General features: G+C 69.8%; 22 protein-coding genes. 14 read left to right on the top strand and 8 right to left on the bottom strand.

The annotated features are described in order from the left end of the window. The 3 genes from ACFVYK_RS28305 to eccE form a co-directional block, all read right to left on the bottom strand. Positions 1 to 480, bottom strand: a 480-nt coding sequence (locus ACFVYK_RS28305) for an SCO5717 family growth-regulating ATPase (protein ID WP_389778906.1), incomplete at its 3' end; no start/stop codon positions are given. Between the two features lie 363 nt (positions 481 to 843). Continuing rightward, complete coding sequence (locus ACFVYK_RS28300) at positions 844 to 1,620, bottom strand: hypothetical protein (protein WP_389778888.1); 777 nt, start codon at positions 1,618 to 1,620, stop codon at positions 844 to 846. After that, the gene (eccE, locus tag ACFVYK_RS28295) at positions 1,617 to 2,933 is read right to left on the bottom strand and encodes a type VII secretion protein EccE (protein WP_389778886.1); all 1,317 of its coding nucleotides are present in this window, start codon (positions 2,931 to 2,933) and stop codon (positions 1,617 to 1,619) included. Before eccE ends, ACFVYK_RS28300 begins: the two co-directional genes overlap by 4 nt. Before the next feature lie 203 nt (positions 2,934 to 3,136). Here eccE and eccB point away from each other — a divergent pair, with 203 nt between their 5' ends. The 11 genes from eccB (at position 3,137) to ACFVYK_RS28240 (ending at position 13,244) form a co-directional block, all read left to right on the top strand. Further along, a complete protein-coding gene (eccB, locus tag ACFVYK_RS28290) occupies positions 3,137 to 4,660 on the top strand; it encodes a type VII secretion protein EccB (protein ID WP_389778884.1) in 1,524 nt (507 codons plus the stop codon). 48 nt (positions 4,661 to 4,708) lie between these two features. Beyond that, positions 4,709 to 5,995 carry a type VII secretion-associated serine protease mycosin gene (mycP, locus tag ACFVYK_RS28285; RefSeq protein ID WP_389778904.1) on the top strand — a complete coding sequence of 429 codons (1,287 nt, stop codon included), beginning with the start codon at positions 4,709 to 4,711 and terminating at the stop codon, positions 5,993 to 5,995. Positions 5,996 to 6,369: 374 nt separating this feature from the next. Then, positions 6,370 to 6,687: an SAV_915 family protein gene (locus ACFVYK_RS28280; RefSeq protein ID WP_389778882.1), complete on the top strand. Its 318-nt coding sequence runs from the start codon at positions 6,370 to 6,372 to the stop codon at positions 6,685 to 6,687. Beyond that, positions 6,687 to 6,989: a DUF6317 family protein gene (locus ACFVYK_RS28275; protein ID WP_389778880.1), complete on the top strand. Its 303-nt coding sequence runs from the start codon at positions 6,687 to 6,689 to the stop codon at positions 6,987 to 6,989. The genes ACFVYK_RS28280 and ACFVYK_RS28275 overlap by 1 nt, the downstream gene beginning before the upstream one ends. Next, positions 6,986 to 8,278 carry a WXG100 family type VII secretion target gene (locus ACFVYK_RS28270; RefSeq protein WP_389778878.1) on the top strand — a complete coding sequence of 431 codons (1,293 nt, stop codon included), beginning with the start codon at positions 6,986 to 6,988 and terminating at the stop codon, positions 8,276 to 8,278. Before ACFVYK_RS28275 ends, ACFVYK_RS28270 begins: the two co-directional genes overlap by 4 nt. Next, a complete protein-coding gene (locus ACFVYK_RS28265) occupies positions 8,256 to 8,795 on the top strand; it encodes a hypothetical protein (protein WP_389778876.1) in 540 nt (179 codons plus the stop codon). Before ACFVYK_RS28270 ends, ACFVYK_RS28265 begins: the two co-directional genes overlap by 23 nt. Positions 8,796 to 9,047: 252 nt before the next feature. Next, entirely contained in the window at positions 9,048 to 9,431 is a 384-nt protein-coding gene (locus ACFVYK_RS28260; protein ID WP_389778874.1) for a hypothetical protein, read from the top strand. Beyond that, entirely contained in the window at positions 9,431 to 11,146 is a 1,716-nt protein-coding gene (locus ACFVYK_RS28255; protein WP_389778872.1) for a hypothetical protein, read from the top strand. The genes ACFVYK_RS28260 and ACFVYK_RS28255 overlap by 1 nt, the downstream gene beginning before the upstream one ends. Positions 11,147 to 11,348: 202 nt before the next feature. After that, positions 11,349 to 12,452, top strand: a complete 1,104-nt coding sequence (locus tag ACFVYK_RS28250) for a S8 family serine peptidase (RefSeq protein WP_389778870.1) — start codon at positions 11,349 to 11,351, stop codon at positions 12,450 to 12,452. Positions 12,453 to 12,519: 67 nt separating this feature from the next. Then, complete coding sequence (locus ACFVYK_RS28245) at positions 12,520 to 12,858, top strand: hypothetical protein (RefSeq protein WP_389778868.1); 339 nt, start codon at positions 12,520 to 12,522, stop codon at positions 12,856 to 12,858. A gap of 83 nt (positions 12,859 to 12,941) precedes the next feature. Beyond that, positions 12,942 to 13,244: a WXG100 family type VII secretion target gene (locus tag ACFVYK_RS28240; protein ID WP_256910436.1), complete on the top strand. Its 303-nt coding sequence runs from the start codon at positions 12,942 to 12,944 to the stop codon at positions 13,242 to 13,244. A 349-nt stretch (positions 13,245 to 13,593) separates the two neighbouring features. Here the strand turns inward: ACFVYK_RS28240 and ACFVYK_RS28235 are convergent, their stop codons facing one another. From ACFVYK_RS28235 to eccCa, 4 genes are all read right to left on the bottom strand, one after another. Then, on the bottom strand, positions 13,594 to 14,259 hold the full coding sequence (locus tag ACFVYK_RS28235) for a hypothetical protein (protein ID WP_389778867.1): 666 nt from the start codon (positions 14,257 to 14,259) through the stop codon (positions 13,594 to 13,596). Further along, on the bottom strand, positions 14,259 to 16,427 hold the full coding sequence (locus tag ACFVYK_RS28230; protein ID WP_389778866.1) for a hypothetical protein: 2,169 nt from the start codon (positions 16,425 to 16,427) through the stop codon (positions 14,259 to 14,261). The genes ACFVYK_RS28235 and ACFVYK_RS28230 overlap by 1 nt, the downstream gene beginning before the upstream one ends. 5 nt (positions 16,428 to 16,432) lie before the next feature. Next, the gene (locus ACFVYK_RS28225) at positions 16,433 to 16,879 is read right to left on the bottom strand and encodes a hypothetical protein (protein ID WP_389778865.1); all 447 of its coding nucleotides are present in this window, start codon (positions 16,877 to 16,879) and stop codon (positions 16,433 to 16,435) included. A gap of 180 nt (positions 16,880 to 17,059) precedes the next feature. Next, positions 17,060 to 21,040: a type VII secretion protein EccCa gene (gene eccCa, locus ACFVYK_RS28220; protein ID WP_389778863.1), complete on the bottom strand. Its 3,981-nt coding sequence runs from the start codon at positions 21,038 to 21,040 to the stop codon at positions 17,060 to 17,062. Between the two features lie 228 nt (positions 21,041 to 21,268). On the opposite strand from eccCa, the gene eccD reads away from it, so the two are divergent. Then, positions 21,269 to 22,780: a type VII secretion integral membrane protein EccD gene (gene eccD, locus ACFVYK_RS28215; protein ID WP_389778861.1), complete on the top strand. Its 1,512-nt coding sequence runs from the start codon at positions 21,269 to 21,271 to the stop codon at positions 22,778 to 22,780. 106 nt (positions 22,781 to 22,886) lie between these two features. On the opposite strand, the gene ACFVYK_RS28210 is transcribed toward eccD, so the two are convergent. Continuing rightward, positions 22,887 to 23,180: a DUF397 domain-containing protein gene (locus ACFVYK_RS28210; RefSeq protein WP_389778902.1), complete on the bottom strand. Its 294-nt coding sequence runs from the start codon at positions 23,178 to 23,180 to the stop codon at positions 22,887 to 22,889. 445 nt (positions 23,181 to 23,625) lie between these two features. On the opposite strand from ACFVYK_RS28210, the gene rpsO reads away from it, so the two are divergent. Then, a complete protein-coding gene (gene rpsO, locus ACFVYK_RS28205) occupies positions 23,626 to 23,913 on the top strand; it encodes a 30S ribosomal protein S15 (RefSeq protein WP_003993372.1) in 288 nt (95 codons plus the stop codon). Positions 23,914 to 24,305: 392 nt separating this feature from the next. Continuing rightward, positions 24,306 to 26,525 (top strand): polyribonucleotide nucleotidyltransferase, encoded by a 2,220-nt coding sequence (locus ACFVYK_RS28200; protein WP_389778859.1) that lies wholly within the window; start codon positions 24,306 to 24,308, stop codon positions 26,523 to 26,525. Positions 26,526 to 26,572 lie beyond the last annotated feature (47 nt).

The following is a 26,572-nucleotide window of genomic DNA, read 5'->3' as shown; positions in this document are numbered from 1 at the left end:
CGGAGCGGGAGCAGGCGTCACCTGAGCAGCGGGCGCTGGAGGGACGGGCGCGGGCGGTGCCGGCGGGGCGGGCGGCGCGACAGGCGCCTCCGGCGCGAAGGGCGCCGGCGGGTCGACCGGAGTGAACGGCACGCCGGAGGCGCCGGGCGCACCGGGCAGGCCAGGTTGTGCGGGTCCGGCAGGTCCGGCTGCCGGGCCCGAAGGTCCGGGTGGAGGGCCCACCGGCCCTACCGGCCCCGCGGGCCCGCTGGGCCCGGTAGGCGGTCCGGCCGGGGCTGCCGCGCCGGGGCCCACGGCCGCGGGCCCCGTCGGTCCCGTCGCACCGCCCGTCGCGCCCCCGCCCGCGTTCTGCGTGTACCAAGCCGGCGGCGCGTAGTCGATGGTGAACTCGCCCGTCGCCTCGACGGAGGACTCCGCGTCGGGCTGGTCATCGCCGGGTGTGGCCCAGCCCCCGCGGATCCCGTCCCGATCGCTGCTCACAATTCCTCCTGAAGTGGTCGAGCACCCTCATGCCGTGGCGGGGCGACCGTTCTTTCGTCGTCCGAAGTGCTGCGAGGCGGTCTGAGGTCGTCCGATGCGCCGGCCCTCCCCCGGGAGACGTCGGCACCCATCCCACGGTTTCCGGTACCGCGCCCCCGCACCAGCCTAATCATCGGACGCCCGGCGCAGGCAGGCCCGCCCGCCCTCGGCACAGTCCATCACGTCGGTGACGCCGCGACCACGTCGGTGACTCCACGACGAAGCGGCCGCTGTTCCCCACGTCACTCAACAAACCGGTCATAAGGCCGTAAGTGCCGCGCGGGGAGCGGGAGAAGCGGGCCGAAGTCTCGGTGATGTCTCGGTTCAGTCCATGCGACGCGGTGTGCCCAGCAACCCGATCTCCGCATCCGTGGGTTGCGTCATCACGTACTGCCGGTCGCGGTCGGCGCACCACAGGGTGAAGCCGTCGGCGAGCGCGGGAAGCGCCTCCACCTCCGCACGGGGCAGTGTCAACGCCCTGCCCAGCTCGGCGGCTTCGTCCGGCGAGATCCGCTGCACGCCGACCAGTGCGGCCTGCCGGATCAGGCGCGGGGCGACCGGACTGAGATACGGCAGCAGGGTCAGCACGGCCTGCCAGGGCCCGGAGGCGACGCGGCCGCGCGGCGGTCGCATCCCGCAGTCACGCACCACCAGCACCGGCGTGCCCGCCGAAGCGCCCTGCGGGGGCACCCGGCCGACCTCGTGCACCGCGAGGCCGTTCTGCCCGCCGCCCATCGCGTGCAGCATCTGCACCCAGGCCTGCGGACGCCCCGTCTCCACGGCGACCCGCGCGCCGGTCGCCGCCGCCCTGAGCGCCAGCACCTGCGCCGTCCACAGGCCCCCGATGAGGACGACGTCGTAGGGCGTGGGCCGGTTGAGCCCCAGCACGGCGGGACGGCCCTCGGCGTCGACGCCGATGACGACCCCGTCGTCCCCGATGGGCAGGGCGAGTTCAGCCAGCTGGTCCACGGACACCGAGTGCCGCCCGTGCCGCGGCCCGGTCAGGCCGAAGCCGCTGCGCGGCGAGGGGCGTCGGAACCGCCCGGCGGGCGGTTCCGGTTCGCCGGGAGCGGTGGCTCCGGGTACCGACGTCGCCGTCATCGAGCACCTCCGAGGGGCAGCGTCGCGAGCATGCCCGGCGCCTGCTCCCGGTCGAGACGGGCGAGCCCGGCGCCGGTGTGCCGGGCGGCGCCCTGCACCGCGCGCCGGGCCGCCACGAGTTCGTCGTCGCTGCGGCCCGTCACCCGGACGTGCCCGGACAGGGACACCTCCTGGCGGTCACCGCGCGCGAGGGTGACGCTGAACGTGGTGGCGAGCGCGGGCACCGCCGTGATCAGCGCCACGAACTGCGGCAGGGACGGTCCGCCGGCGCCCAACGCGGGCCACCTGTGCAACCAGTACGTGGTGTGACGCCGGTTGTCGCACCGCCAGCTCCGGCTGGTCTCCTCGGTGCGCCGAACCACCTGCCCGGTCCGTTCGGCCTCCGCCGTCACCAACGGGTTGGCGCAGGCCGACGTGGCGATGGCGGTCGTCAGCTCCTCCTCGTTCAGGACGGTCGCCCGGAACCCTGCGCCGGTCAGTCGGCTCGCGAGGTGATCCGCCGCGCGGACAGCGCACTTCTGGGCCCCGATCAGGCCGCCTCCGCGGACGGCCACGGCCTGCGGACACCGTTCCGGATCGAGTTTCAGCGCGATCCAGGTGATGCGTACCGCCGGTGCTCCGGTCTGCTCCTGCAACGGCAGGTAGTTGGCCACGGCCACGGACTGCGGAGGCAGATGCAGTGCGGGCGCGGGTTGCGTGTGCAGCACGATCTGCGCGGACTCCAGCCGGATGCCGTCCACCTCGAGGGCGTCCCGCACCAGGGCGAGCGGCAGCGGCCGCCGGTCGCGCGGGGCCCGCATCGCCGTCGCGTCCGCTTCTATCTGGAGCACCACGGTGACGAAGGTCCCGTCCCCGACGAGCCCGACGGGCCGACGGTCGCGGCCGCCGTACGCGTAGGTCCGCAGCCCGGGATCGCACTCCACGGCCGGTCCGAAACCGGGTTCCGTGCCGGGCGGTATCTCCAGCCGGCCCGCACGGCGCCGACGGATCCGCAACTCCCTTGCTGTGGCGAGCCATTCCGGCAGTGAGCGGCCCCGGCGACGAGCGAAGGCGAGGACCACCAGCACCACGGCGGGGATCCCCGCCACAGGCAGCACCGCGGGACCGCTCACCCAGCCGACGAGCAGGAGCGCGGCCGCGATCTCCACCAGCACGAGCCGTTGCAAGCGGAATGACCGGCGGCCTTGGCCCGTGCCGGCCCGGACCCGGAGCGTGCCCGGAGCCGACGGCCGCCCGGGCGGCAGGGGGCCGGCAGCCGGAGAGTTCCCGGCCCGTGCCCGGCCGGCGGAGCGCACGCCTGTTCCCGAAGCCATCACTCGATCCCCGTTCCGTTCACGCTTTCCCCCGAGTTCCAGCACCGCACCGGGCGCTCGACGGCCCGGGAACCCTACCCGCTCCTCAAGTCCCCACGGTCACCAGGCATAGTAGGTGGCCGCTCTGACATCGAGGACGGGGTACCGGGGCACCGTGCCGAGGCTCGCGCGGATCGGCCGGATACGGGGAGAGACGGGCACAGATGGCATCTCGGCGGGATCAGCTCAACGCCTACACCTTCGCGAAGCGCCGGATGCTGGCGGCCTTCCTGCAGTCCTCGCCCGACGGTTCGGAGGAGGGGGCACCACGCCCGCTGCGAGCGATCCTGCCCGGCATCATCGTCGGGGTCGTCGTCATGGCCGTCTTCGGTGCGTGGGGCATGTTCAAACCGACCGCACCCAAGGGCTGGGACGTGCCCAACGCCAAGGTGATCGTCGCGAGCAAGTCGACCACCCGGTACGTCGTCCTGAAGACGGGTACGCAGGTCCAGCTGCATCCGGTCCTGAACATGGCCTCCGCCAGGCTCCTCCTCGACGAGGGGCAGGGCGAGGTGGTCACCGTCTCGGAGTCCGTCCTGGACAGCGGCAAGATCCCGCACGGTGTCACGGTCGGCATCCCGTACGCCCCCGACCGGCTGCCACCGGCCTCGGAGGCGGGCACCGCGAAGCGCTGGGCGGTCTGCGAGCGGCCGGGCGCGGGCGGCACCTCTGTGCAGCGGGCGGCGCTGGTCCTGGCGTCCCGTGAGAAGGACGCGACCGAGGGCGCGAACCGCCTGCACGGCGGCCAGTTGCTCTATGTGCGGGACCCGGCCGGCACCCGCTATGTCGTGGACGCGGCCGGCACGGCGTACCGGATCGACAAGCGCGACGAGTTGCTGCTGCGTGCGGTGGTCGGGTCAGGCCGGGAGCCCCAGCGGGTGTCCACGCAGTGGCTGGCGACCCTGCACCGGGGCGACCCGATCACCTTCCCGGAAGTCCCCGGTCGGCCCGGCACGGCGACCGGCGCGCCGGGCCGGTTGGACGGGTCGGCCGACAAGATCGGCACGGTGCTCAAGGCGTTCGACAACAACACCCAGCAGTACTACGTGGTGTTGAGCGACCGTGTCGCTCCCGTGTCCGCCTTCGTCGCCCAACTTCTCCTGTTCAGCAAGGAGCTGGCACCGCTCGGCCAGGCCGGCCAGGCCCGCGAGATCAGCCCCGGTGCGATCGTGCCCGGCCAGGCGTTCGGCACCGAGCACCGCTGGCCCACCGGGGACCCGGCGCCGGTCAACGAGGCGTCGCGAGACGTGGGCAGCCGCAGCACGGTCTGTAATGTCCTGCGTGGCGTGAACGCCCGATCGGGCGCGACGACCCTGAGCACCTGGGCGGGCGCTGACTTCCCGGCCAAGCTCCCCACCGGTTCCTCCAGCGCCTACGTCACGCCGGGCTCCGGTCAGCTCTACCGTCAGTTCCAGGGCGAGGAGACCACGGTCGGTCCGGTCTTCCTCGTCACGGACACGGGCCTGCGGTACGTCCTGCAGTCCAACGGCGACAGTGCGACGGACGACGCGGGCATCGGCACGACCGTGAAGAAGCGCGAGCAGCTCCAGCAGGAGGCCCGGCAGGCCCAGACACTGCTGGGCTACAAAGACGTCGACGCGGCGCCGATCCCGGTCGCCTGGTCGGAGTTCCTGCCCACGGGGCCACGTCTGTCGACGGCGGCGGCCCGCCAGCCCCAGGGCTCCTGAGTGAAAGGGACGAGGATGCCGCGCAGGGCGACGGCGCTTCGCACCGTCATGACGCCCGGCGGGGCCGCGATGCTGCGCACCACGCTCGTCGCGGCCGCCGCCCTGCTCACGACCGCCACGGTCCTCGCGCCCCCGGCGGCAGCGACGGGCAAGCTGCCCTACTCGGACCAGTGCACGTTCCCCAACGGTGAGTACCCGGGCCGTCCCTGGGCCCTGCAGCGCGTGCTCCTGGACGAACTGTGGAGCCGGTCCAAGGGCGAGGGCGTCCGCGTGGCCGTCATCGACTCGGGCGTGGATGTGACGAACCCGCAGCTCACCGCAGCGGTCGATGTCAAGGCGGGCCGCAATCTCCTGCCGAAGAACCTCAAGGACGACGAGGGCGACCCCATCGAGCGGGGCGACGAGAACGGCACGACTGACACGGTCGGCCACGGCACCAAGGTCGCCGGCATCATCGCGGCCCGCCCCCTCGACGGCACCGGCTTCGTGGGGCTGGCCCCCGAGGCCACCGTCATCCCGATCCAGCAGAACGACGCGGAGGGCCACGGCGACACCAAGTCGCTGGCCGGAGCGATTCGCTACGCCGTCCAGGCCGGCGCCGACGTCATCAACATCTCCCAGGACACGTCGAACGCGGTCAGACCCTCCGACGATCTGGAGCGGGCCGTCGACGACGCTCTGGCCCGCAAGATCGTGGTCGTGGCGTCGGCGGGCAACGACGGAGTCGGCGGCAACGTCAAGAAGACCTATCCGGCGTCCTACGCCGGCGTCCTGGCGGTCGCGGCCTCGGACCGGAACAACGAGCGCGCCTCCTTCTCCCAGTCCGGCGACTTCGTCGGTGTGGCGGCCCCAGGCGTCGACATCGTCTCCACCGTGCCCAAGGGCGGCCACTGCTCCGACAACGGGACGAGCTTCTCGGCGCCGTACGTGGCGGGTGTGGCGGCGCTGCTCAAGGCGAGGCATCCGGACTGGACGGCGCGCGAAATCATCGCCCAGATCGAACAGACCGCGGAACGCACGATCGCGGGCCACGACCGACTGGTCGGGTGGGGCGTCGTCGACCCGGTCCGCGCCCTGACGGACGACGACCGGCCCGTCGAGTCCCCGACTCCTCGGGACGGCCTGGGTCAGGCCCAGGCGCCTTCCCCCGCGAAGTTCCGGATCGGCGAGACCCCCGACGAGCGCAACGCCCGCCTCGCCACCTATGTGGTCGTGGCGGCGGCGGCCCTGGTCGCGGGCCTCGGCGGCGCGGCGGTGGCGGTCAGGGACGCACGGAGGCGGGCTCGGCGCATCACGGGGGCGGCCGACGACAGCAGCGTCGACCGGCGGGAGTAGCGGTCGACCGGGTCATCCCGCGGTCAAGTCCTGATCTGGCCGCGGCCAAACACGTGTATGGGTTCTGCATGCTCCGGTCACATCAACCTGACATAGCCGGACTTACCCGAAAGTTCCCTGGCTACGGTGGTGCCGCCACACGTCCGCAGAACCACGGGGAACAGGAGACGGCGGTGGGCACACCCATCCGTTCACGCCTCCTCGACTACGTCGAGGCAGAGCCGCCCACCGGTGCGACACCGGAATCTGCGCCGACGCCGGAACCCGGCAGGACGCCGTCACGCCTTCTCGCATATGCCGAGCCGGCCGGCGCCGAAGCGACCCGGCCCGCGCCCTCAGGCCCGAAGCCCGGCGTGCCCCCGTACCACACCCCCGTGTTCGTGCCGGCCCATCCCCGGCGCGCCGACGTGACGGACGCGGACGGCCGTCCGGCCCGGGTGTCCTTCATCGCGTACGAGCTCTTCGCGCACCCCACGGCCGGAACGGGAGCGGTGGCGTTCGCCTTCACCACACGCGAGCGGCTTCTCGCCGCACTGGGCGAGGCCCAGCCCTGGGTCGCGACCTCGATCGGCCCTCTGGCAGAGGCCGTCGCCGCACACGACGGCACGGTCCTCCTCGATCCGCGTGTGGCACCCGGCCCCTACAACTGGCGACCGGACGACCTGGCCGCCTACGCCCGGGAGATGCGCTGATGCCACCCGACTTCAAGGCCGTCCTCAGCGACCTCACCTCGATGTCCAAGACCTTCCACGACGAAGCCGTCGACTACCGCAAGCTGCACGCCGACGTCGCCCCGCCCCTCGTCAGCGGCGGCGACGCCGGGCTCGACCACGCCCTCAAGGAGGTCGCCGACCTCATCGTCGCTCTGCACATCGGCTTCGCCGACCGCCTCGACGACCACGGCGACAAGGTGACGTACGCGCGCGACTCCTTCCAACGGCACGACATCGACGTCCACGGGCTCTTCGAGGACCTGATGGCGGACGACGGATGACGGCCGACAGCTGGGTCGGCGGCGACATCGGCGGACTGCGCACGATGGCCGAAACGTACAAGAACGCCAAGGACAAGCTCGACGACGTCATCACCCCGATCAGCCGCGCCGTCGAGGCGCTCGTCGGCGACGCGGCCTGGAAGGGCGAGGCGGCCGAGACCTTTCGCGCCGCCTGGAGCGAGGACGCGCTGACGGCAGGCGCCTTCGCCAACCTCGTCCACGACGCGGGGGACATCCTCTCCGACCTCGCCGACGCGCTCACCACCTGCGAGACGGCCCTGCAGAACGCCGAGCACGTGGCGACCCGCAAGGGCGTGCCCATGGCGGCGATGGGCGTGCCCCGCACGATCGTCACCGCGAACCCGCCGAGCGCGCAGGACCAGAAGACGATCTCCGCGATGGGCGAGTACGACCAGATACGCCAAGAGGTGCTGCACACGGCGCAGCAGGCCCGGCTGGTGGCGGCGGACAAGCTACGGGGCCTGTACGCACAGGTGACGGCGCCCGCATCCCCCGGCGACAAGGTCACCGTCGCCGACTACCTGCGCGGGCTGTACGCCTACGACGCCGAGGACGCGCGGGCCGGCGGAACGAAGGCCCGAACACAGATCGACGAAGCGAAGGCCGAGGAGAAGGCGGCCAAGAAGGAACTGCGCGCCGAGCGGAAGGCGTTCCAGAAGGCGGGCCGCTCTCTGCCCCACGACCTTCCGGCCAAGAGCGCGTACGCCGACGCGCTCATGAAGGTGGACTCGCTCGAAGAGGCCATGGCCCGCGCCGACCACGGCAGCACCGCGCTGCCCTACGACCGGGTCCTCAACGTCAAACTGGCCGACGCCGCCGACGCCCTCCGCGCGGGCAGGAGCCTGGAGAAACTGCCGGACTTCCTGAAGGAGATCCCGGTCCTGGACGTCGCGGCAGCCGGCGCCTGCGGGATCCTCGAAGCCTCCGACGACCATGACAAGGGCTGGTCATGGCAGAAGTCGGTCGCCGTCGACGGCGGCGCGAACGTCGCCGGTCTGGTGGCCGGCACCGCCATCACGGCAGGCGTCGTGGCGGCCCTGCCCGTCGAAGCGCCCGTCGCCGCCGTGGCCGTGGCCGGTGGGCTGGTGGTGATCGGCGCCACCGGCATCATCGACCACTCCTTCCACGAGCACTGGAGCGAGGACATCCACGACCACGGCGTGGTCGGCGGGGTGCTGCACGGCACCGGAAACGTCCTCTCCGAGACCGGGGACGACTTCGTACGACTCAAGGATGACGTCTGGCATGGCATCAAGAGCATCTTCTGACGTTCCCGGTTCCGAGGCCCCGGTCCCGATCCCCGCACTGCCGGGGCTCGGAGCCACTTGGTACGAGCGCGGCCCCCGCTACTGGGCCCGCCGGGCCTGGACGGCCGTCCTGCTCCTTCTCGTCCTCGCCTTCGTCTGCTCCATCACACTGAGGCTCTACCTGGGCGTTCCTCGCAGCGACCTGTCGGCGAGCGTGCGCACGGTGTGGGACTGGACGCAGGCGACCGCGTCGGTCGTGGCCGTCGGTTGGGGATGGACGAAGCAACGCCGGGACCACCGCAGGGCGCTCCTCGATCCCCCCACTCCGCAGCAGACGGGGGACGCCAAGCGCGGCGAGACGAGGCGTGCCACCGGGCTGGCCCGTGCCGCCGTCATTCCTCTGCTGATCGCGGCGCCCGTCCTGCCGGCGATCGTCGCGTGGGGCGTCGGCTGGTTCGTGGCCATGCTCACGGTCCGCGAGTATCCGAGCGAGGTAGGGGCCCGGCTCTGGCTGCAGAGGAAAACAACGGGAACGTGACGGTCGGGGCGTCATAGCCGGTATACGGCGTTCCGCAAAGAATGAGCCGACTGTGCTCAGAGCGACAGCAGGGTTGTCGCATAGGGCAGTTGGGGTTGTCAGTGGGAGTCATTACAGTGGCCGTGTCGCAATCATGAACACTTGAGAGGCGCGGGTTGAGCTGCTCGGGACGGGCAGCGGAAAACGGGGAGATGGGCTGTCGTGATTCCTGCGGACCTGGGTGGGGGCGCCGCCGACGTTCGGCGTGGCTACATGGCGCTCTCGACGTTCAAGAAGCGGGTGGACGACCTGCTTACGGCCTTCGAGAAATCCGCAGGCGGCTCGACGAAGGTCGGGGACCACGATCTGTCGGAAGCCGCCTTCGGCGCCGGGCACTTCCCGGAGGCAAAGACACTCCACCTCCAGTACGCGCGCGTGCATGAGCGCATCACGGCGCTCTCCAAGTCGCTGGGGCTCCAGTTGGAGGCGATGCAGATCGCCGTGCACGGCGTGGACGTCACCTTCGACAACCTCGAGGACGACCTCCGATATCGGTTCCACGAGATCCGCACCGAGGTGAACCGGGACCGGGAAGAGGCGCTGAACAAGCAGATCCAGCGGACCAACGACGCCGACCACACCGACGCGGGGTACTGATGAGCGGCGACAAGAAGAAGCCGGACCACTACCAGGCCGAACGCCGGGACGCCGCCCAGCAGAACACGGGCGTGGACGACGCGGTGAACAAGGCCGCGGTGGTCAGCCCACCGCCCGCCGGCAGCCCCGGCGGCTTCGGCAGGACCAGCTTCGAGGGCTACGACCTCAACACGATGATCGACATCGTCGAGTCGGCCAGCCCGGAGACGCTGGAGAGCGCCGCCACGGCCCTCGTCGACGCCCGGGACGCCATCAACGACGCCGCAGACGAACTCAGCCGCAACCTCGGCGACGTCGACTGGAAGGGCGAGGCCCACACCGCCTTCTACACCTGGGGCATGAACCTGACCACCACGGCCCTGGCGCTCGCCAGTTACACCGACGAGGTCGGCACCCAGGTCCTGGCGGCAAGCTCAGGCCTCGCCTCCGTGCGCAAGTCGATGCCGCCGCGTGACGGTCGCATCGTCCCCAAGAAGGTCGACGACATCCCGATGCCTCAGCGAGTCGAGGGCAACGCGGAGTACACGGCGGCCGTCAAAGCCGAGAAGGACCGCCAAGAGGCGATCAACCAGATGTACCGGCTGGCCTCCTTCTACACGGTGTCGAGCGGGATGATGGAACTGGCACAGGAGCCGGTGTTCCCGGAGATGCCGAGCGTGGGGGTGCCGGAGCCACCGCCGGACTATAGCGTTCCGTTCGATCCCAAGACCGGTCACGAGACGCTTCCCACCGTTTCTGATTCCGGAACCGCACGCCACCACTCTGTGAACACCGGGGCAGAGCAACCAAACGCAGTGGACTCGCAGCCATCTCACCGGAGTGCGGACGAGCCGGTCACGCTGCCCGAACAGCACGTGGGCACGGAGATTGACAGCGTCGGCACATTGCCGCCGCAGGACACAGTGAAGCCGACGACTGTCACCCCGACCTCGCCGGCGGGCCCCAGCGTTACTCAAGTGGGGATGGTTCCTCCCTTTGCTCGCCCTGGCGTACCTTCCACTTCCCGAGGGGGAGTCGGGCGTACACCGGGGTTCAGCGGTGCACCGGGGAGCAGGCTTCCCACCTCGGCCCAGGGGCGCGTGGGCGGCATGTCGGGCGGTAATGAGGCAGGGCGTACGGGACCCCGCGCCGTGGGGTCGCCGGGGCGTGCTGCTGCGGCAGGGAAGAAGGGCGGCCGCACCGCCGATCCCATGGGGCGAGGTGTGGTCGGCGGCGCACCGAAAGCCGGTGGTCAGGCGGCAGGACGTACTGGGAGCAGCCCACGAGGTCCCGTCACTGGCACGGGTGCTACGAACCCCGGACGTCCGAGCGCCAGGCGTACCGGGGCCGGACGTGGCGGCGATGGCATTGTCGGCGGGAGGCCTGTCACTGGGGGCACCTCCGGTGCCAACGGTTCCAGGTTGCCGCGAGGCACTGTCGTCGGCGGTGAGGGCGCACCCACGTCGCGCGTCGCGAGCGAAAGGCCAGGACAGCGCGGGGTGGTAGGGACACCCCGTTCGACGGCGGGCCCCGCCGCAGGACAGGGGACTCGCCGCCCCGTCGGCACCCCTGACGGCGTGGTCGGAACGCCGAAGGGACGAGTCTCCGGAAGCAGCACCAACGGAAACCCGCCCGGAGGCTCGGGCGCGCCGCTCGGATCTGGACGCAACCGCGGTGCAAATGAGAAACGTTCGCGCCGTGACGAGCGGCGCGATGACGCGTCGGCGACCGACTGACCGGACGAGAGCGAGGACAGACAGAGGCATGGTGGCAGCGATCAGCCGACGCGGCGGGCGAAGCGCGTCTTTCGCGAGAGGTAACGGGAGACGTGTCTCTGCCGTCTGTTCAGCGCTCGGCGCCTTGGCGGTCCTGTCGACGGGTCTGGCTCCCAGTGCGGCAGCAGCTGACGTGCAATCGCAGCAGTGGTATCTGTCGGCGATGAAGGTCGACGAGATGTGGAAGGTAAGCACCGGCAAAGGCATCAAGGTGGCCGTTGTCGATACGGGTGTCGACCCTGAGACATCTTCTCTGAAGGGGCAGGTGCTCGTTGACGAGGTGCCAAAAGCTGTGGGCTACAAGGCGACCGAGGACTACCTGGGCCACGGGACGAGTATGGCGGAGATCATCGCTGGCACCGGGGCTGGTGGTGGCCTCAAGGGACTCGCTCCCGGAGCGGAGATCGTTCCTTACCGGATCGCCCTCAAGGGGCTGAAGAGCGAGGCCGAAAAGAAGAAGGCTCCTCTCGCAGCGTCAGTGATCAGAGCTGTTGCCGACAGCGATGTAAAGATCATCAACATGTCCTTCGGTATCGACGTCGACGACCCTGTGATGGAGGCGGCGATCAAGTACGCCCAATCCAAGGGAAAGTTGATGATCGCCGCAACGGGAAATGACGCACAGCAGAGAAACTTCATCGGATATCCAGCCGCCTACCCCTATGTAGTCGGTGTTGCTGCTGCGGATAAGACCGGAAAAGTAGGCAAGTTCTCGGAGCACGGTAACTACGTCGACCTGGCCGCTCCCGGACTTGACATACCGACATGGTGTGACGCCACCTTCCGCTCGTACTGCGACGGCGTGGGAACGAGTATGGCCACCGCCATCACCTCCGCGTCCGCCGCCCTCATCTGGTCCGCCCACCCCAAGTGGACGGCCAACCAGGTCCTCGCCAGCCTCATCGACACAGCCGGACGCGACTGGGCCAAGGACAACCCGAGCACGTACCTCGGATACGGGCTGATCAGGCCCCGCAAGGTGCTGGAGAACGCCGACTTCAACCCCGGCGCGCCCAACGCCGACCCGCTCGCCAGGGAAAACGCGACGGGCGTCACGGACGCGACGGGCAGCGCGCCCTCCGCTTCCGCGTCAGCCTCGTCACAGCCTTCGAAAGGCACTTCCGGCGGGGACGCGACCTCGGCGGCAGGATCAAGCTCGAATTCCTCCGACGACAATACGCAGTTGTACGTGATCCTCGGCGCAGTCCTCGTCGCGGCGATCGCAGGGGGCGCGTTCGCCCTGGCACGCAAGAGGCGAACCGACTGACCGGCTCACCGAGCGGCCTCATGAACACCCGTAAGCACAGCGAGATTCAGCGAAAGGAAGCCCGGAAATGGCGGATGGACAGCGGCTAAACGATGGCCAGGTAGTCAAGCTCGAGAAGGAGATCGTCGAGCGGTACGAGTCCATCAAGGGCCAACTCAGCAGCCTCCAGGGCACTCTGGACACGATGGAGGTGCACTGGAAGGGTATCGGCGCCGGCGCCTTCAACGCGAAGCAGACCGAGATCAACGAGCGGGTCAGGCACATCGGCGGGCTGCTGGCCTGGTTCCTGGAGAACATCAACGAGACCCGCAAGCTCTCCTCGCACACCGATGACCAGGTGCTCGCCACCATGAAGAGCATCGACGTCCAGTACGGCGGGGCCCACTCGGCTCTCAACAGCTACTGAGCCGCATCGTCGGTCGACTGAGCCGGACCCTTCCCGGCACCGGGTCTGTCGCGGCCCGCACCCCTACGAAGAGATGAGTGACCATGGTCAACGTGCACTATGACGAGCTCGCCGTTAAGTACGGCGGTCTCGACGCGATCACCACCGAGCTCGGCAACCAGGCCAAGAAGCTCGAGGACGACCTCGCGGCCCTGAAAGCCGCGGTGCAGCAGGTCGCCGCGGGCTGGGAAGGCGAAGCCGCAGGAGCGTTCCAGACCAAGATGACCGAGTGGGACAAGGACGCCGCGGCCATCCACGCCGCGCTTCTCGCCATCGGCCACCGGGTCACCGAGGCCAGCGGTGACTACCGCGGCGGCGACCTCAAGGCGGCCGGCTACTTCCTCTGAAGCGGCGACACACCAAGCGCAGGGTGGGCACGCACGGGAGGTGCCCACCCTGTCGGCTGTGCCGGGACGTTCGCGATCGGAGGCACCTGCGCCTGCCACCGCCCGTCGGCGGACGGGGCCAGTGAGCGCCGGCGCTGCTTCCGAGCGGGGTGCCTGACGTCCGACGCTGAGCGACTACCGTCTGGACCGATCGGGTCGACATGGCGGTCCGATCCAGACCCGTTCCCATGGCGGTGGTGCCGATTCGAGGGCTGCCGTACATGTCGTGCGTGGTCGTCCCGCCGCTGTTCTCAGTGGTGAGCAGTCGGTAGCCGAGGGATCTCCTCGTCCTTCACCCGCGCGTTCCTCTTCAGTCGTCCTTGTAGCGAGGCAGGTCCTCGGGAAAGTCGCGAGGGGCTTTGCACTCGGCAAGCTTGTAGGCGTGCTCGGTGAGTCGGTAGGCGAAGTCGGTCAGGGTCTGCCGCAGCGGTCGGCCCGTGATTTCGGTGCTTCCGTCGACACGGGCCTCACCGATCACCGCATAGGGCTCGGAGGCGTTGTACTCGGGGACGACAGGTGGCGTACAAGGCACATACACGGATGAAGTGCCATTCTCGGAGTTGATCTGCGCCAGAGCTTCAATGTCACCCACAGAAACCCGGATGATTCTCTTCTGGCCACCGGTTTCCTGATAGTGCTTGAGCCACTCCTGGCTGGAGGTGGGCTGAACTCGTGCTTCGCCGGAGAGGCCTGAGTCGTTGCTCGTGGTGACATAGCAGGAGAAGGAAAGGCCGTGCCCGACACCTCGACTGTGGGAGCCCTCATCTGCCGATCGCGCGTTCGATAGTACCCGAGTGACTGCGGCCTTCTCCAGTGTGCCTTCACACATTTTCTCCGGGAGCAGGTACAGACCCTTGATGAAGAAAATCCAAGCAGCACCGCCGAGAATGCTCAGAACCACAAGGCAGAGCGCCAGGCCCTTCCCGCTCTCCCATGTGGCGATTTTCTCCCGGCTCCACGTCGACTTCTTCACCACTAGGGCCGCTCCTTCGTACGGTTCAACAACTCACTGGCGCCGTCCCAGCCTTCGTTGACGGCGTTACGCACCAGATCGGCCGTGCCGTCCCTGGGCAGGTCCACATGGTGTCGATCGAGCGAGTCCAGGGTCGACCACTGAGCCTGCTGGTTGACGGATTCCCGCATTTCGTAGAGGTCCTTGGCACTCGCGTACAGCGCCTGGTCCTTGGCGCCCTTGAGTTCCTGGCCTTCGAGTAGACGGTCAACTGCCGACCCGGCGACGGCTCCCAGCATTCCTCCGCCCACCGCACCCATCGCTGCTCCTCCATATGCGTCCGGGACCGAGAAGTTGGCCAACCCGATGGCGACCCAGGTCTTGGCGAAATCGCCCTTCGCTTTCAAGGCGTCGTTGTAGTCCTTCTCGCCCTTGATGGCGCCGCTTACTTCCGCGTCCGCAGCGGAATGTCCAACGATGCCTTCGATCATTCCAGCGTTTCTGCCGATGTCTGCAAGGACCTGACTCCGGGGGCCGTCGAACAAAGACGGGTCGGAGAGGTGTGCCTCAAGGAGGTTCCCGGTGTAGATGCTTTCTCCGTAGACGATCCCGGCCCGGCCGGCGGGGTCCGATGACACCGCGGAAAGGAATCGCGTCACATCGCGCACATCTCCCAAGCCATCGGGCTTCTCGCTGTTCGAGAGAAAGACTGCTCCTGATTCAGCGCCCAGTTTCTGGCTGATCTCCGGCATGTAGGAAGCCGCCATGTTTCCGAAGCTGTCCCCCAGCCCCTTGCTCACCAGGCTCGCGCCCTCGCCGGGCTGTGCCACCGCGCTCATGATGTTGGCCATGATCCCCACTTGCGTGGCGCTGTGAGGCGGTGCCGGCGACGTGGAGTCCCCGGCGGCAACTCCGGACACCGCAGCCTCCAGTGCATGCCCGAGAGACTTCCCCCGATCTGTGTACACGGTCGTGCCCAGCATGTGATCCAGGTCCGACTTGGACTCGAACGCGTGCGTCGCCGCCTCGGGGTTGTGGGAAAGGCCCTCGAACAGTCCGTCCAGTGGATCCCGTCCGTTGCCGTCGCCGAAGACGAGGTCCAAGGCGTCGTATCCCTTGACCCAGAGGTCGCGCGTGCCCGCGTCACCCGCGGCTTTGTCCGCCTTGAAGAGCGTCTTTCGATAGTCGTCCAGGAACTCCGTGTCGTACTGCCCGTTCCGCATCAGACTGCTGATGACCTGGGAGCCGAGGGCGCCAATGGGGCTGAAGGAGTCGCTGGCACGGAAGTTGGTGTTCCGCTCCGCGATGAGATCCTTCTTCCAGTGCTGCATGGCGTCCGAGTCCGAGAAGGACGCCGTGGCCAGGGTCAGGCTCAGGTTGTTCTGGAGGATCTTCATCGTCTCTAGCTCAGTGCCTCTGGCGCCGGCGTGGGCCGAGGTCATCTCGGTCCAGAACTGGAGCGTCCCCTTGGGGCCGAGGCGGGTGGCGAACTGCTCCGCGAACAGGGCGTCGCCGTTGTACTTCTCCATCGTGCGGTTGAAGTCGGCGATGTCGTCGAGGCTCATGTCGGCCGGGTTCTTGGCCATCTTCGCCAGCTTCTCCGCCGCCGCGACGGCCTCGGCCGCTTCGTCCCTGCTTGCGTAGGACGCGTCGGCGAAGCCGTACTTCGCCTGGTCGACGAGAAGTCGCAGGACCTTCGCGGCGCTGTTGTCGCTCTGCGTCGCCTTGGCCAGGATGCCCTGGATCTCGTCGCGGAAGGCGTCCACCACCTTCTGGTCCGTCGCACCGGTCTCACCGCTGGGGTCGGACGCCCAGTCCGGCCGGGTGTCCCCGGCGACGGTGAACGTGCCCTCACCGGTGTCGACCACGGTGAGATGCTGCTCCGTCGCCCGCCTGATCGCATCGTTCACCTGAGTCCGGTAACCGATGAGCTCACCGTGGGTGTCGCTGAGGATCTTGGTGACGGAGTCGGCCTGGGTGTGCGCGTCGGCGAACTCGGCCGCGGTCTTGGCGATGAACTCGCGGGAGACGGTGGCGTTGACTCCGGCCCACTTGGCCGTGTCCGCCTTCGCTTTGAGGTTGCTCTCCGCATCCTTTTGCAGGTCCGCGAGCTTCTTCGTCATCTGCTCCCAGTCGGTGACTGCTTCACCGAGCTTGGAGAAGTCCCCGTGGCGCAGGGCGTCGAGGTCCATCGGCGTCAGTGACCCTTCCGGTCGTCGAATCCCTCGTCCAGCGTGGCGATGCTGCTGACCGCGCCGGCGATGTACGAGTCGTCCGCCGCGTGCTGGTTCTTCGTGAACCGCAGATGGTTGGAGATGTGGGCGCAGGCGTCCAGCAGGGTCTTGGTCTGCTCGCTCCAGCGTTCTGTCACGTGCTCCAGGGCGGCGCCCAGGGCGAAACCCTCACCCTTGAGTCCGCCCGCGGCCGCCGCGGACGCCACGCGCGCATGTCCGCTGTACGCCGTGAAGTCCACGAACAGGTCGTGAGCCGCCTTGCCGACCGCCTCCAAGTCCTGGTGGCCGGCTACGAGGTCGCCCTGTGTGCCGTTCCCGCCCTGGTCGGCCGGGTACTGGTTGAGCTGCATCCGGGTGGCATGCTGATCGGCCGCCGCGGCCTTCATCTGCTCCCACTCCTCCCACGCCATGCGTGGACCCCTTCCCCGTGTTCCCATGTTCCCGTGAAGCCCGCCCGTCCGGCCGTACGGGTTCGCCAAGCTGCTGACGCCCCGGATCCGTGAACCCGGTTCGAGTGCGTTCACGGGCCTCACCCTACTTTCCGCAATTCACGCGCACGGAGTGGCGGCGGGTGCGTCGATCCCCGCCAACTACCCCCGGTAGTCCGACCGTTCCGGCACCCACCCCACCTGCACCAGCGGCTTTCCCCGGCGCCGCGACACAAAGACCCCCCGCCCCGCGGGCATCGGCCGGGGCCGGACCCCGCCGAGGAGGTCCCCCTCTCCGGGGTCACCCGCCAACACCACGCCCTGCGCGCCCAGTTCCTTGATCCGTTGCATGAACGTCTCGTACGACGCCCGCCCCGCACCCGCCGTCGACCGCGCGACGATGAACCGCACGCCCACGTCCCGCGCGAACGGCAGCAGTTCCGTCAGGCCGGCGAGCGGATTGCCGCTGGACGTCGCCACAAGGTCGTAGTCGTCGATGACCACGTACACCGTCGGTCCACGCCACCAGCTCCGGTCCCGGAGTTGCTGTGCCGTCACGTCGGCCGTCGGTGTCCGGCGCTTCATCAGGTCGGCCAGCGCGGCCATGTGGTGGTCCATGGCGTTGGACATCGGGATGTACTCGGCCAGGTGGGAGGACGGGGTGACGTCCAGCAGGGAGCGTCTGTTGTCGACCACGAACAGCTTGCACTCGTCGCCCGGGTAGCGCTCCGTCAGCTGCTTGATCAGCAACCGCAGCAGGTTGGACTTGCCGGACTCGCTCTCGCCGAACACGAGGAAGAACGGGTCCTGCTCGAAGTCGACGTAGACCGGCTCGAGGTTGTTCTCGTCGAGGGCGAAGGCGACTCCGCGGCGCGGAAAGCGACTCCCCGGCGGCAGCTGGCTCGCCGGGAACTCGCGCGGCAACAGCCGAACTTCGGGCGCTGCGGGCGCCTGCCAGTGCCGGTCGACCTCGGCGGCCAGCGCCTGAGTGGCGTCGGAGAGGTCGGTGTCCGAGGTGAGGCCGTCGATCCGCGGCACCGCCGCCATGAAGTGCAGCTTCTGCGGGGACTGTCCACGGCCCGGAACACCCGCCGGGACGTTGGCGGCGACCTTGCGGTCGATCTCGGAGTCCATCGTGTCGCCGAGCCGCAGCTCCAGGCGGTTCATCAGGTGGTCCTTGAGGGCGGACCGGACCTCCATCGACCGCGAGGCGGTCAGCACCAGGTGGATGCCGTAGCCGAGACCGCGCGCCGCGATCTCGTGGACGATCTGGTCCATGGCCTCGTAGTCCGCGCGGAAGTTGCCCCACCCGTCGATGACCAGGAACACGTCGCCCCACGGCTGGTCCGTCACCGGGATGTCGCCCCTCGCCCGCCTGGCCCGGAAGTCCGCGATCGAGGGGATCCCGGCCGAGCGGAAGTACTCCTCGCGGCGGGTCAGCACGCCGTACACCTCGGCCACCGTGCGCCGCACCCGCTCCGGGTCCAGCCGTGAGGCGATCCCGCCCACGTGCGGCAGGCCGGCCACCGTCGCCATGCCGCCACCGCCGAAGTCGAGGCCGTAGAACTGGACCTCGTGCGGTGTGTGGGTGAGGGCGAACGCCGATATCAGTGTGCGCACCAGCGTCGACTTGCCGGACTGCGGGCCGCCGACGATCTGCATATGGCCCGCCGCGCCGGAGAAGTCCACCCAGAGGGAGTCGCGACGCTGCTCGAACGGCTTGTCCACCAGACCGACCGGCACGACCAGCCGGCCCGCGCCCTCGTAGCCGGGCTGTGTGAGACCGCGGCCCGGCACGGCCGTCAGACCGGGGAGGAGCGCGTCGAGCGACGGCGGGCTGTCCAGCGGCGGCAACCACACCTGGTGCGCCGCCGGCCCCTGCGCCTCCAGCCGGCGCACGATCACGTCGAGGACGGTGTCGGCGAGCGCCTCGTCGACAACGGGACCGTCCCCGGAACGCAGCTGCCGCGGCAGGGCCGCGTACCGCACCGGCACCTCGGCCGAGGTGAACAGGACCGGCCGCCGGTCCACCGGCAGCGCCCCGCCGACGGCCGCCGCGCGCTGACCGCCCGCTCGGTAGACCCCGGACACGTACGCCGCCTTGAACCGCACCATCTCGTCCGTGCCGAACTTCAGGAACCCCGAACCCGGCACGTTCGGCAGCGAGTACGCGTCGGGCACGCCCAGCGCCGCCCGCGACTCCGCCGCGGAGAACGTGCGCAGACCGACGCGGTACGACAGGTACGTCTCCAGGCCGCGCAGGCGGCCCTCCTCCAGGCGCTGCGAGGCCAGCAGCAGGTGCACGCCGAGCGAGCGGCCGATCCGGCCGATCTGCACGAACATCTCGATGAAGTCCGGCTTCGCCGTCAGCAGCTCGCTGAACTCGTCGATCACCAGCACCAGGGAGGGGATCGGCTGCAGGGCGGCTCCCGCGGCCCGCGCCTTCTCGTAGTCGTGGATGTTGGCGTAATTGCCCGCGTCCCGCAGCAGTTCCTGACGGCGGTTGAGCTCACCGCGGATGGAGTCGCCCATCCGGTCGACCAGCGTCAGGTCGTCCGCGAGGTTGGTGATGACGGCCGCCACGTGCGGCATGTGCGCCATGCCGGCGAAGGTCGCGCCTCCCTTGAAGTCGGCAAGGACGAAGTTCAGCGTCTCGGAGGAGTGGGTGACCGCCAGCCCCAGCACCAGGGTGCGCAGCAGCTCCGACTTGCCGGAGCCCGTCGCGCCCACACACAGGCCGTGCGGGCCCATGCCCTCCTGCGCCGCCTCCTTGAGGTCCAGCATCACCGGACGACCGTCCTCGCCCACCCCGATCGGCACGCGCAACCGCTCGGCCAGCGACCGAGGCCGCCAGGTGCGCGACGGGTCCACGGCCCCCGCGTCGCCGAGGTTCAGCAGGTCGGTGAACTCCAGATTGGCCAACAGCGGCTCGTCGTCGTCCCCGCCGGAGGCCATGCGAAGCGGGGCGAGCTGCCGGGCGAGCGCCTCGGCGGACTCCGGCGAGAGAGCGTCGGGCGTCCCCTCGTAGACGGCGCCGTGCGCCGACGCCAGTCGCAACGCGCCGGGCTGGACGACGATGTCCAGCTCACCGCCCGCTCCCGTGAGCTCACCGGGGACGACCTCCAGCACCGTCACACCCTGCAGCCCCTCGGGGTTGGCCAGGACCGAGTCCGGAGGGAGGGAGACGCCGTCCAGGACGACGACCATGTGCGGCTCGTCGGGCAGCGGTCCGGCGTTCGGATGGAAGCGCGGACGGCCGGCGAGCCGCGCCCCGAGCAACTGCTCCAGCTCACCGATGTCGGTGCCGACGAGCCTGCGACTGCCCGCCCCGTCCACCGCGCCGGACGCCTGGACGTGCGGCAGCCACTTGACCCAGTCCCAGTGCGCCAGTTCCTCCCGGCCCGCCGCGACGACGACGACCAGGTCCTCGGACGAGTGCAGCGCCGCCAGCGAGCCGGCCAGGGCCCGGGCGCAGGAGCGCACCGACTGCGGCTCACCGCTGATCGTGACGTGGTAGAAGGCACGCAGGGACACGGCCATCGGCAGGTCGTCCAGGCTGTCATGGACGGCGATGAAGCGCTGCAGCGCGCCCGCCGTCAGCGGCTCGAGCTGCTCCACCGGGCCGGTTTGCGGTGCGACAAGCGGGGTGGCCAGGGCCTGCGCGCCGAGTCCGACACGGACCTGGGCGAAGTCCTCGTCCCCGGGCCGCCGTTCCCACACCCGGCTGCCCTCGGCGACCAGGGCCCACAGCTGGTCCGGAGAGGGGTGCAGGTAGTACTGGGCGTCGCGCTGGGCCCTGGCCGTATCGAGGGCGGTGCGCCGGGTCTGTGCCAGATAGCTCAGGTAGTCCCGGCGCATGTCCGCCAACTGCCCCTGGGAGCCGCGGCGGAAGCGCACCACCATCGCGATCGACATCGCCACGGTCGAGGCGATCATGACCATGCCCATGATCTTCATGAACGGCTGCCCGCTCGTGAAGAAGAAGACCACCGAGCCGCCCATACCGAGCGTCGGCAGCAGTTGCATCAGCACGCTTTCCTGATGCCCCCGGGGCAGTTCCGGCGGCGGCTGCAGGACGACCTCGCCCGTGGGCACCTCGGACGGCAGCGCCCGCGGCGGGCGCTTCACGACGATATGGCTCACTGCTCACCAATCCTCTTGCGAGGCCCCCGAAGTAGCGTCCGTCACCCCGTGTCAGCCGGACGCGGGCCACCGCGTGATCCTACTGACCACCCCTGCGACGGAAGGACGGTAGGGTGCCGGATGTTCGCGTGAGCACACCGCGGGCCGCTCGGCGCACGCACCGGAGCGGGATGCCACACCGCACGGTCATGCCGTCGACGCGAAACCATCACTGAGGGGGAGCAGCAGGTGAGTATCGCGGCCTCCGCGGCAGCCACCGGAGAAGGGCGCGGCACCGCAGCCGCTCCCGCGGCGGGGACGGGACTCGGCTTCTGCCGGGTCACGATCGTCGCCCCCGACAGCCGGATCGACGTGGCGCTGCCCGACGACGTTCCCGTCGCCGACATCTACCCGGAGATCCTCAGGCTCGCCCGGCAGAGTCCGGCCGAGGGCGCCCCGGTCGGCTACCACCTGGTCCGCCGGGACGGAACCGTCCTCGACAGCTCACGGTCGTTCGCCGCCCAGCACATCCTCGACGGCGAACTCCTCGCGCTGCGCCCCTTCTCCGAGTCTCTGCCGCCGGCCGTCTTCGACGACGTCTCCGAGGCGGTCGCCGCCGCCGTGACCCGCGAGCACACCCTGTGGAGCGGCTACCTGACCCGCGCCGCGGGCCTCGTGGGCGGAGGCGTTCTGCCGGCCCTGCTGGCCTTCGTGGCCTGGACCGGCGACCCGCGCCACGACATGAACAGCCTGCCCGGCGTCCTCGCCGCGGTCGTCGGCGTCCTGCTGGTCGCCCTCGCCTGTGTCCGGGCTCGCGTCTACGACGACCACGGCTCCGCCGTGGCCCTCGGGCTCGGCGCGCTGCCCAACGCGGCGGTCGCGGGCTCCGGGCTCCTCCCGCTCACCGACGGCCAGGGCGTCGGCAAGCTGCAGTTCCTGCTGGCCTGCGCCGCGGTACTGCTGGCCTCGGTACTGCTCACCCTGGGCTCACCCCGCGGGGACGGCCCCTTCGTCGCCTTCGTGGTCGCCTCCGGGGCAGGGCTGGGCGCGGCGTTCGCCGCCATCCTCGCGCACTGGACCCCCGCCGAGACCGCCGCTCTGTGCGCCCCCGTCGGCGTGGGCGCCCAGGCCTTCCTGCCCGGCCTGTCCATGCGCTTCGCCCGTCTGCCGATCGGTTTCGACGCCCCGGACTCCGGCGCACGCAGCGTGTACGGCGCCGACCCGATCCCACGGGAGCCGGTCGACGCCGAGCGGATCGCCGCCCAGGCCCGCCGCGGCCACGAACTTCTGGTGGGCCTGGTCGGGGGTTGCGCGGTGATCGCCGTCGGCGCCTGCGCCGTCCTCGGATTCTCCGACGACGTCTGGGCACAGCTCCTCGCGCTGGCCACGGGCATCGCCCTGCTGATGCGCGCCCACCTCTTCCGCTACACCGCCCAGGTCGCCCCCGTGCTGGCCGCGGGCCTCGGCTCCCTCGTCCTGCTCGGCCTCGGTCTGGCGCTCAACCCGCCCGACTCGGTGGTCCACGCGGCTCTGACGGGCGACCGCACCGCGCTGGACCTCCGCACGATCTGGCTCGTCGCCGCGATCGCCGCGGCCTCCGCGACCGTCACCGCGATCGGCCTGATCACCTCCCGTGGCCGTCTCACGCCGTTCTGGGGCCGGTTCCTGGAGATCGCCGAGGGCTTCGTCCTGCTGACGCTGGTGCCGCTGACGCTGGCCGTCTTCGACGTGTACGAGACCGCGCGCTCGATGACCGGCTGACCCGCACCGGAACCCGGAAAGCGGCCGTGACGATCGCCGTCACGGCCGCTCCACCGCTGCACTGCTCACCCGCCCGGGGACCGCTCCGGACCTTCGCTGCCCGCCCTCAGCCCCCGTCCCCCGGCGCCGGCTCCAGGTCGAACTCGCCGTCGCGGGCGCCCAGCACGAAGGCCCGCCATTCCGCCTCGGTGTAGCGCAGCACCGTCTCCGGGTCGAGCGACGAGCGCATCGCCACGGCGCCCTCGGGCAGATGGGCGATCTCGACGCGCTCCTCGTGCTCCTCCGTGCCCGGCGCGCACTCCCACTCGACGCCCGAGATGTCGAGTGCGTAGAGCTCGTCCCGCTCCCGGTCCTTGCGCGCCCGCACTTCCCTGTTCTCGGCGTTCTCGGCGTCGGCCATGTCATCGGCCATGATCGGCTCCGCCCCTTCCCTCTGTTCCCTCTGTCCCAACGAGCTGTGGCGTCACCCTACTTGCCGCAGTTGTCCCAGCTCAGGGGTTCTTCCTTTACGTTCCGGCCCGGCATCGCGGCCCGTACACTGCCCCACCCGCCGGATGCACGGCTGGCATTCCGCACAGCCCCCGGACCGCCGCCCCTCACGGCCGGACCGCCCCCCGCCGGACCGTGGCCAGGACGCCAGCCGTGCATCCCGGACAAGCCCGGCGCACCGGCCTGATACCCTGGCCCTCGGCCGTTTGTGTACGCACCCCCGGAAGCACCCTCAGGCAACGCCTGAAGGTTCTGGAGGTCGCGCTCAGCGGATCCCCGCCTCCCGAGTAACGGAAGCTCCCCCGAGACACAGACCGGGGGCACTCGGTGGCCTGAAAAGACTACGAGGAGTACGCGTGCCGCTCGACGCCGCTACGAAGAAGCAGATCATCACCGAGTTCGGCCAGAAGGAGGGCGACACCGGCTCCCCCGAGGTCCAGGTCGCCATGCTGTCGCGCCGGATCTCGGACCTGACCGAGCACCTCAAGACGCACAAGCACGACCACCACTCCCGTCGTGGTCTGCTGATCCTGGTCGGCCAGCGTCGCCGCCTGCTGCAGTACCTCGCCAAGAAGGACATCCAGCGCTTCCGTGCGCTGGTCGACCGCCTCGGCATCCGCCGCGGTGCGGCGGGCGCCAAGTAGCACGCCGTGAGGGGAGCGGTTCCCGGACGATCGGGGCCGCTCCCTTTGCTGTACTCATCGGTGGGTACCCGGTGAGCAGGGTCCGTCGTACACCCTGGCGTCGCGCGGAAACGTGCGGAGTGTCAGCAACCCTTTGTACTGTGGTAGCGCAACGCGATACGTACGACACGGTGTGATGACGTGTGCTCGCTGTGGGTGAACGTCATCACGCACCCCCGAACGAGGAGAAGCGCGCCTTGCCGCCGCCGGTCCTCGGTAGTGGCCCCCGGGAAAGAGATCCCCGGGTGCTTCGATCGAAGACCGGCCCGCACGAACGGAGCGCTTCTCCGCGCCGTCCCCCTGCCACACGGGCAGCGAGGGACGAAAGACGACAAGTAACGGAGAAAATGCTAGTGGAGAACGAGACCCACTACGCCGAGGCCGTCATCGACAACGGTTCCTTCGGCACCCGCACCATCCGCTTCGAGACGGGCCGCCTGGCCAAGCAGGCCGCCGGCTCCGCCGTGGCGTACCTGGACGACGACACCATGGTGCTGTCGGCCACCACCGCCTCCAAGAACCCCAAGGACCAGCTCGACTTCTTCCCCCTCACGGTGGACGTCGAGGAGCGGATGTACGCCGCCGGCAAGATCCCCGGCAGCTTCTTCCGCCGTGAGGGCCGTCCCTCCGAGGACGCCATCCTCACCTGCCGCCTGATCGACCGCCCGCTGCGCCCGTCCTTCAAGAAGGGCCTGCGCAACGAGATCCAGGTCGTCGCCACGATCATGGCGCTCAACCCCGACCACCTGTACGACGTCGTGGCGATCAACGCCGCCTCCGCGTCCACCCAGCTGGCCGGTCTGCCCTTCTCCGGCCCGATCGGCGGCGTCCGCGTCGCGCTGATCAACGGCCAGTGGGTCGCGTTCCCGACGCACACCGAGCTCGAGGACGCCGTCTTCGACATGGTCGTGGCCGGTCGCGTCCTCGAGGACGGCGACGTCGCGATCATGATGGTCGAGGCCGAGGCCACCGAGAAGACCATCCAGCTGGTCGCGGGCGGCGCCGAGGCGCCGACCGAGGAGGTCGTCGCCTCCGGTCTGGACGCCGCGAAGCCCTTCATCAAGGTGCTCTGCAAGGCCCAGGCCGACCTCGCCGCCAAGGCCGCCAAGCCGACCGGCGAGTTCCCCGTCTTCCTCGACTACCAGGACGACATCCTGGAGGCGCTGTCCGCCGCCGTCCGCCCGGAGCTCGCCTCCGCGCTGACCATCGCGGGCAAGCAGGACCGCGAGGCCGAGCTGGACCGCGTCAAGGCGCTCGCCGCCGAGAAGCTCCTGCCGGAGTTCGAGGGCCGCGAGAAGGAGATCTCCGCCGCGTACCGCTCGCTCACCAAGCAGCTGGTCCGCGAGCGCGTGATCAAGGAGAAGAAGCGCATCGACGGCCGCGGCGTCACGGACATCCGTACGCTCGCCGCCGAGGTCGAGGCCATCCCGCGCGTGCACGGCTCGGCGCTGTTCGAGCGTGGCGAGACCCAGATCCTGGGCGTCACCACCCTGAACATGCTCCGTATGGAGCAGCAGCTGGACACCCTCTCCCCGGTGACCCGCAAGCGCTACATGCACAACTACAACTTCCCGCCGTACTCCGTCGGCGAGACCGGCCGCGTGGGCTCCCCCAAGCGCCGCGAGATCGGCCACGGCGCCCTCGCCGAGCGCGCCATCGTGCCGGTGCTGCCCACGCGCGAGGAGTTCCCCTACGCGATCCGTCAGGTGTCCGAGGCCCTCGGCTCCAACGGCTCGACGTCCATGGGCTCGGTCTGCGCCTCCACCATGTCGCTGCTGAACGCCGGTGTGCCGCTGAAGGCCCCCGTCGCCGGCATCGCCATGGGCCTGATCTCCCAGGAGATCAACGGCGAGACGCACTACGTCGCCCTCACCGACATCCTCGGTGCGGAGGACGCCTTCGGCGACATGGACTTCAAGGTCGCCGGCACCAAGGAGTTCGTCACCGCCCTCCAGCTCGACACCAAGCTGGACGGCATCCCGGCCTCCGTCCTGGCCGCGGCCCTCAAGCAGGCCCGCGACGCCCGCCTCCACATCCTCGACGTGATGATGGAAGCGATCGACACGCCGGACGAGATGTCCCCCAACGCCCCGCGGATCATCACCGTCAAGATCCCCGTGGACAAGATCGGTGAGGTCATCGGCCCGAAGGGCAAGATGATCAACCAGATCCAGGAGGACACCGGCGCCGAGATCACGATCGAGGACGACGGCACCATCTACATCGGTGCCCAGGTCGGCTCCCAGGCCGAGGCCGCCCGCGCCACGATCAACGGCATCGCCAACCCGACCATGCCGGAGGTCGGCGAGCGCTACCTGGGCACGGTCGTCAAGACCACCACCTTCGGTGCGTTCGTGTCGCTGCTCCCGGGCAAGGACGGTCTGCTGCACATCTCGCAGATCCGCAAGCTCGCCGGCGGCAAGCGCGTGGAGAACGTCGAGGACGTGCTCGGTGTGGGCTCCAAGGTCCAGGTCGAGATCGCCGAGATCGACTCCCGAGGCAAGCTCTCCCTGATCCCCGTGGTCGAGGGCGAGGAAGCTGCAGAGGACACGAAGGACGACTCCGACAAGTGACGTCGAGTAGCTCCCAGGCGACGGCCCGCACCTCTTCGGACGCGCGG

Origin of the sequence: Streptomyces sp. NPDC058291 (genome assembly GCF_042880855.1) — a bacterium.
Taxonomy (GTDB): domain Bacteria; phylum Actinomycetota; class Actinomycetes; order Streptomycetales; family Streptomycetaceae; genus Streptomyces.
This window is presented reverse-complemented; position numbering and strand designations above follow the sequence as displayed.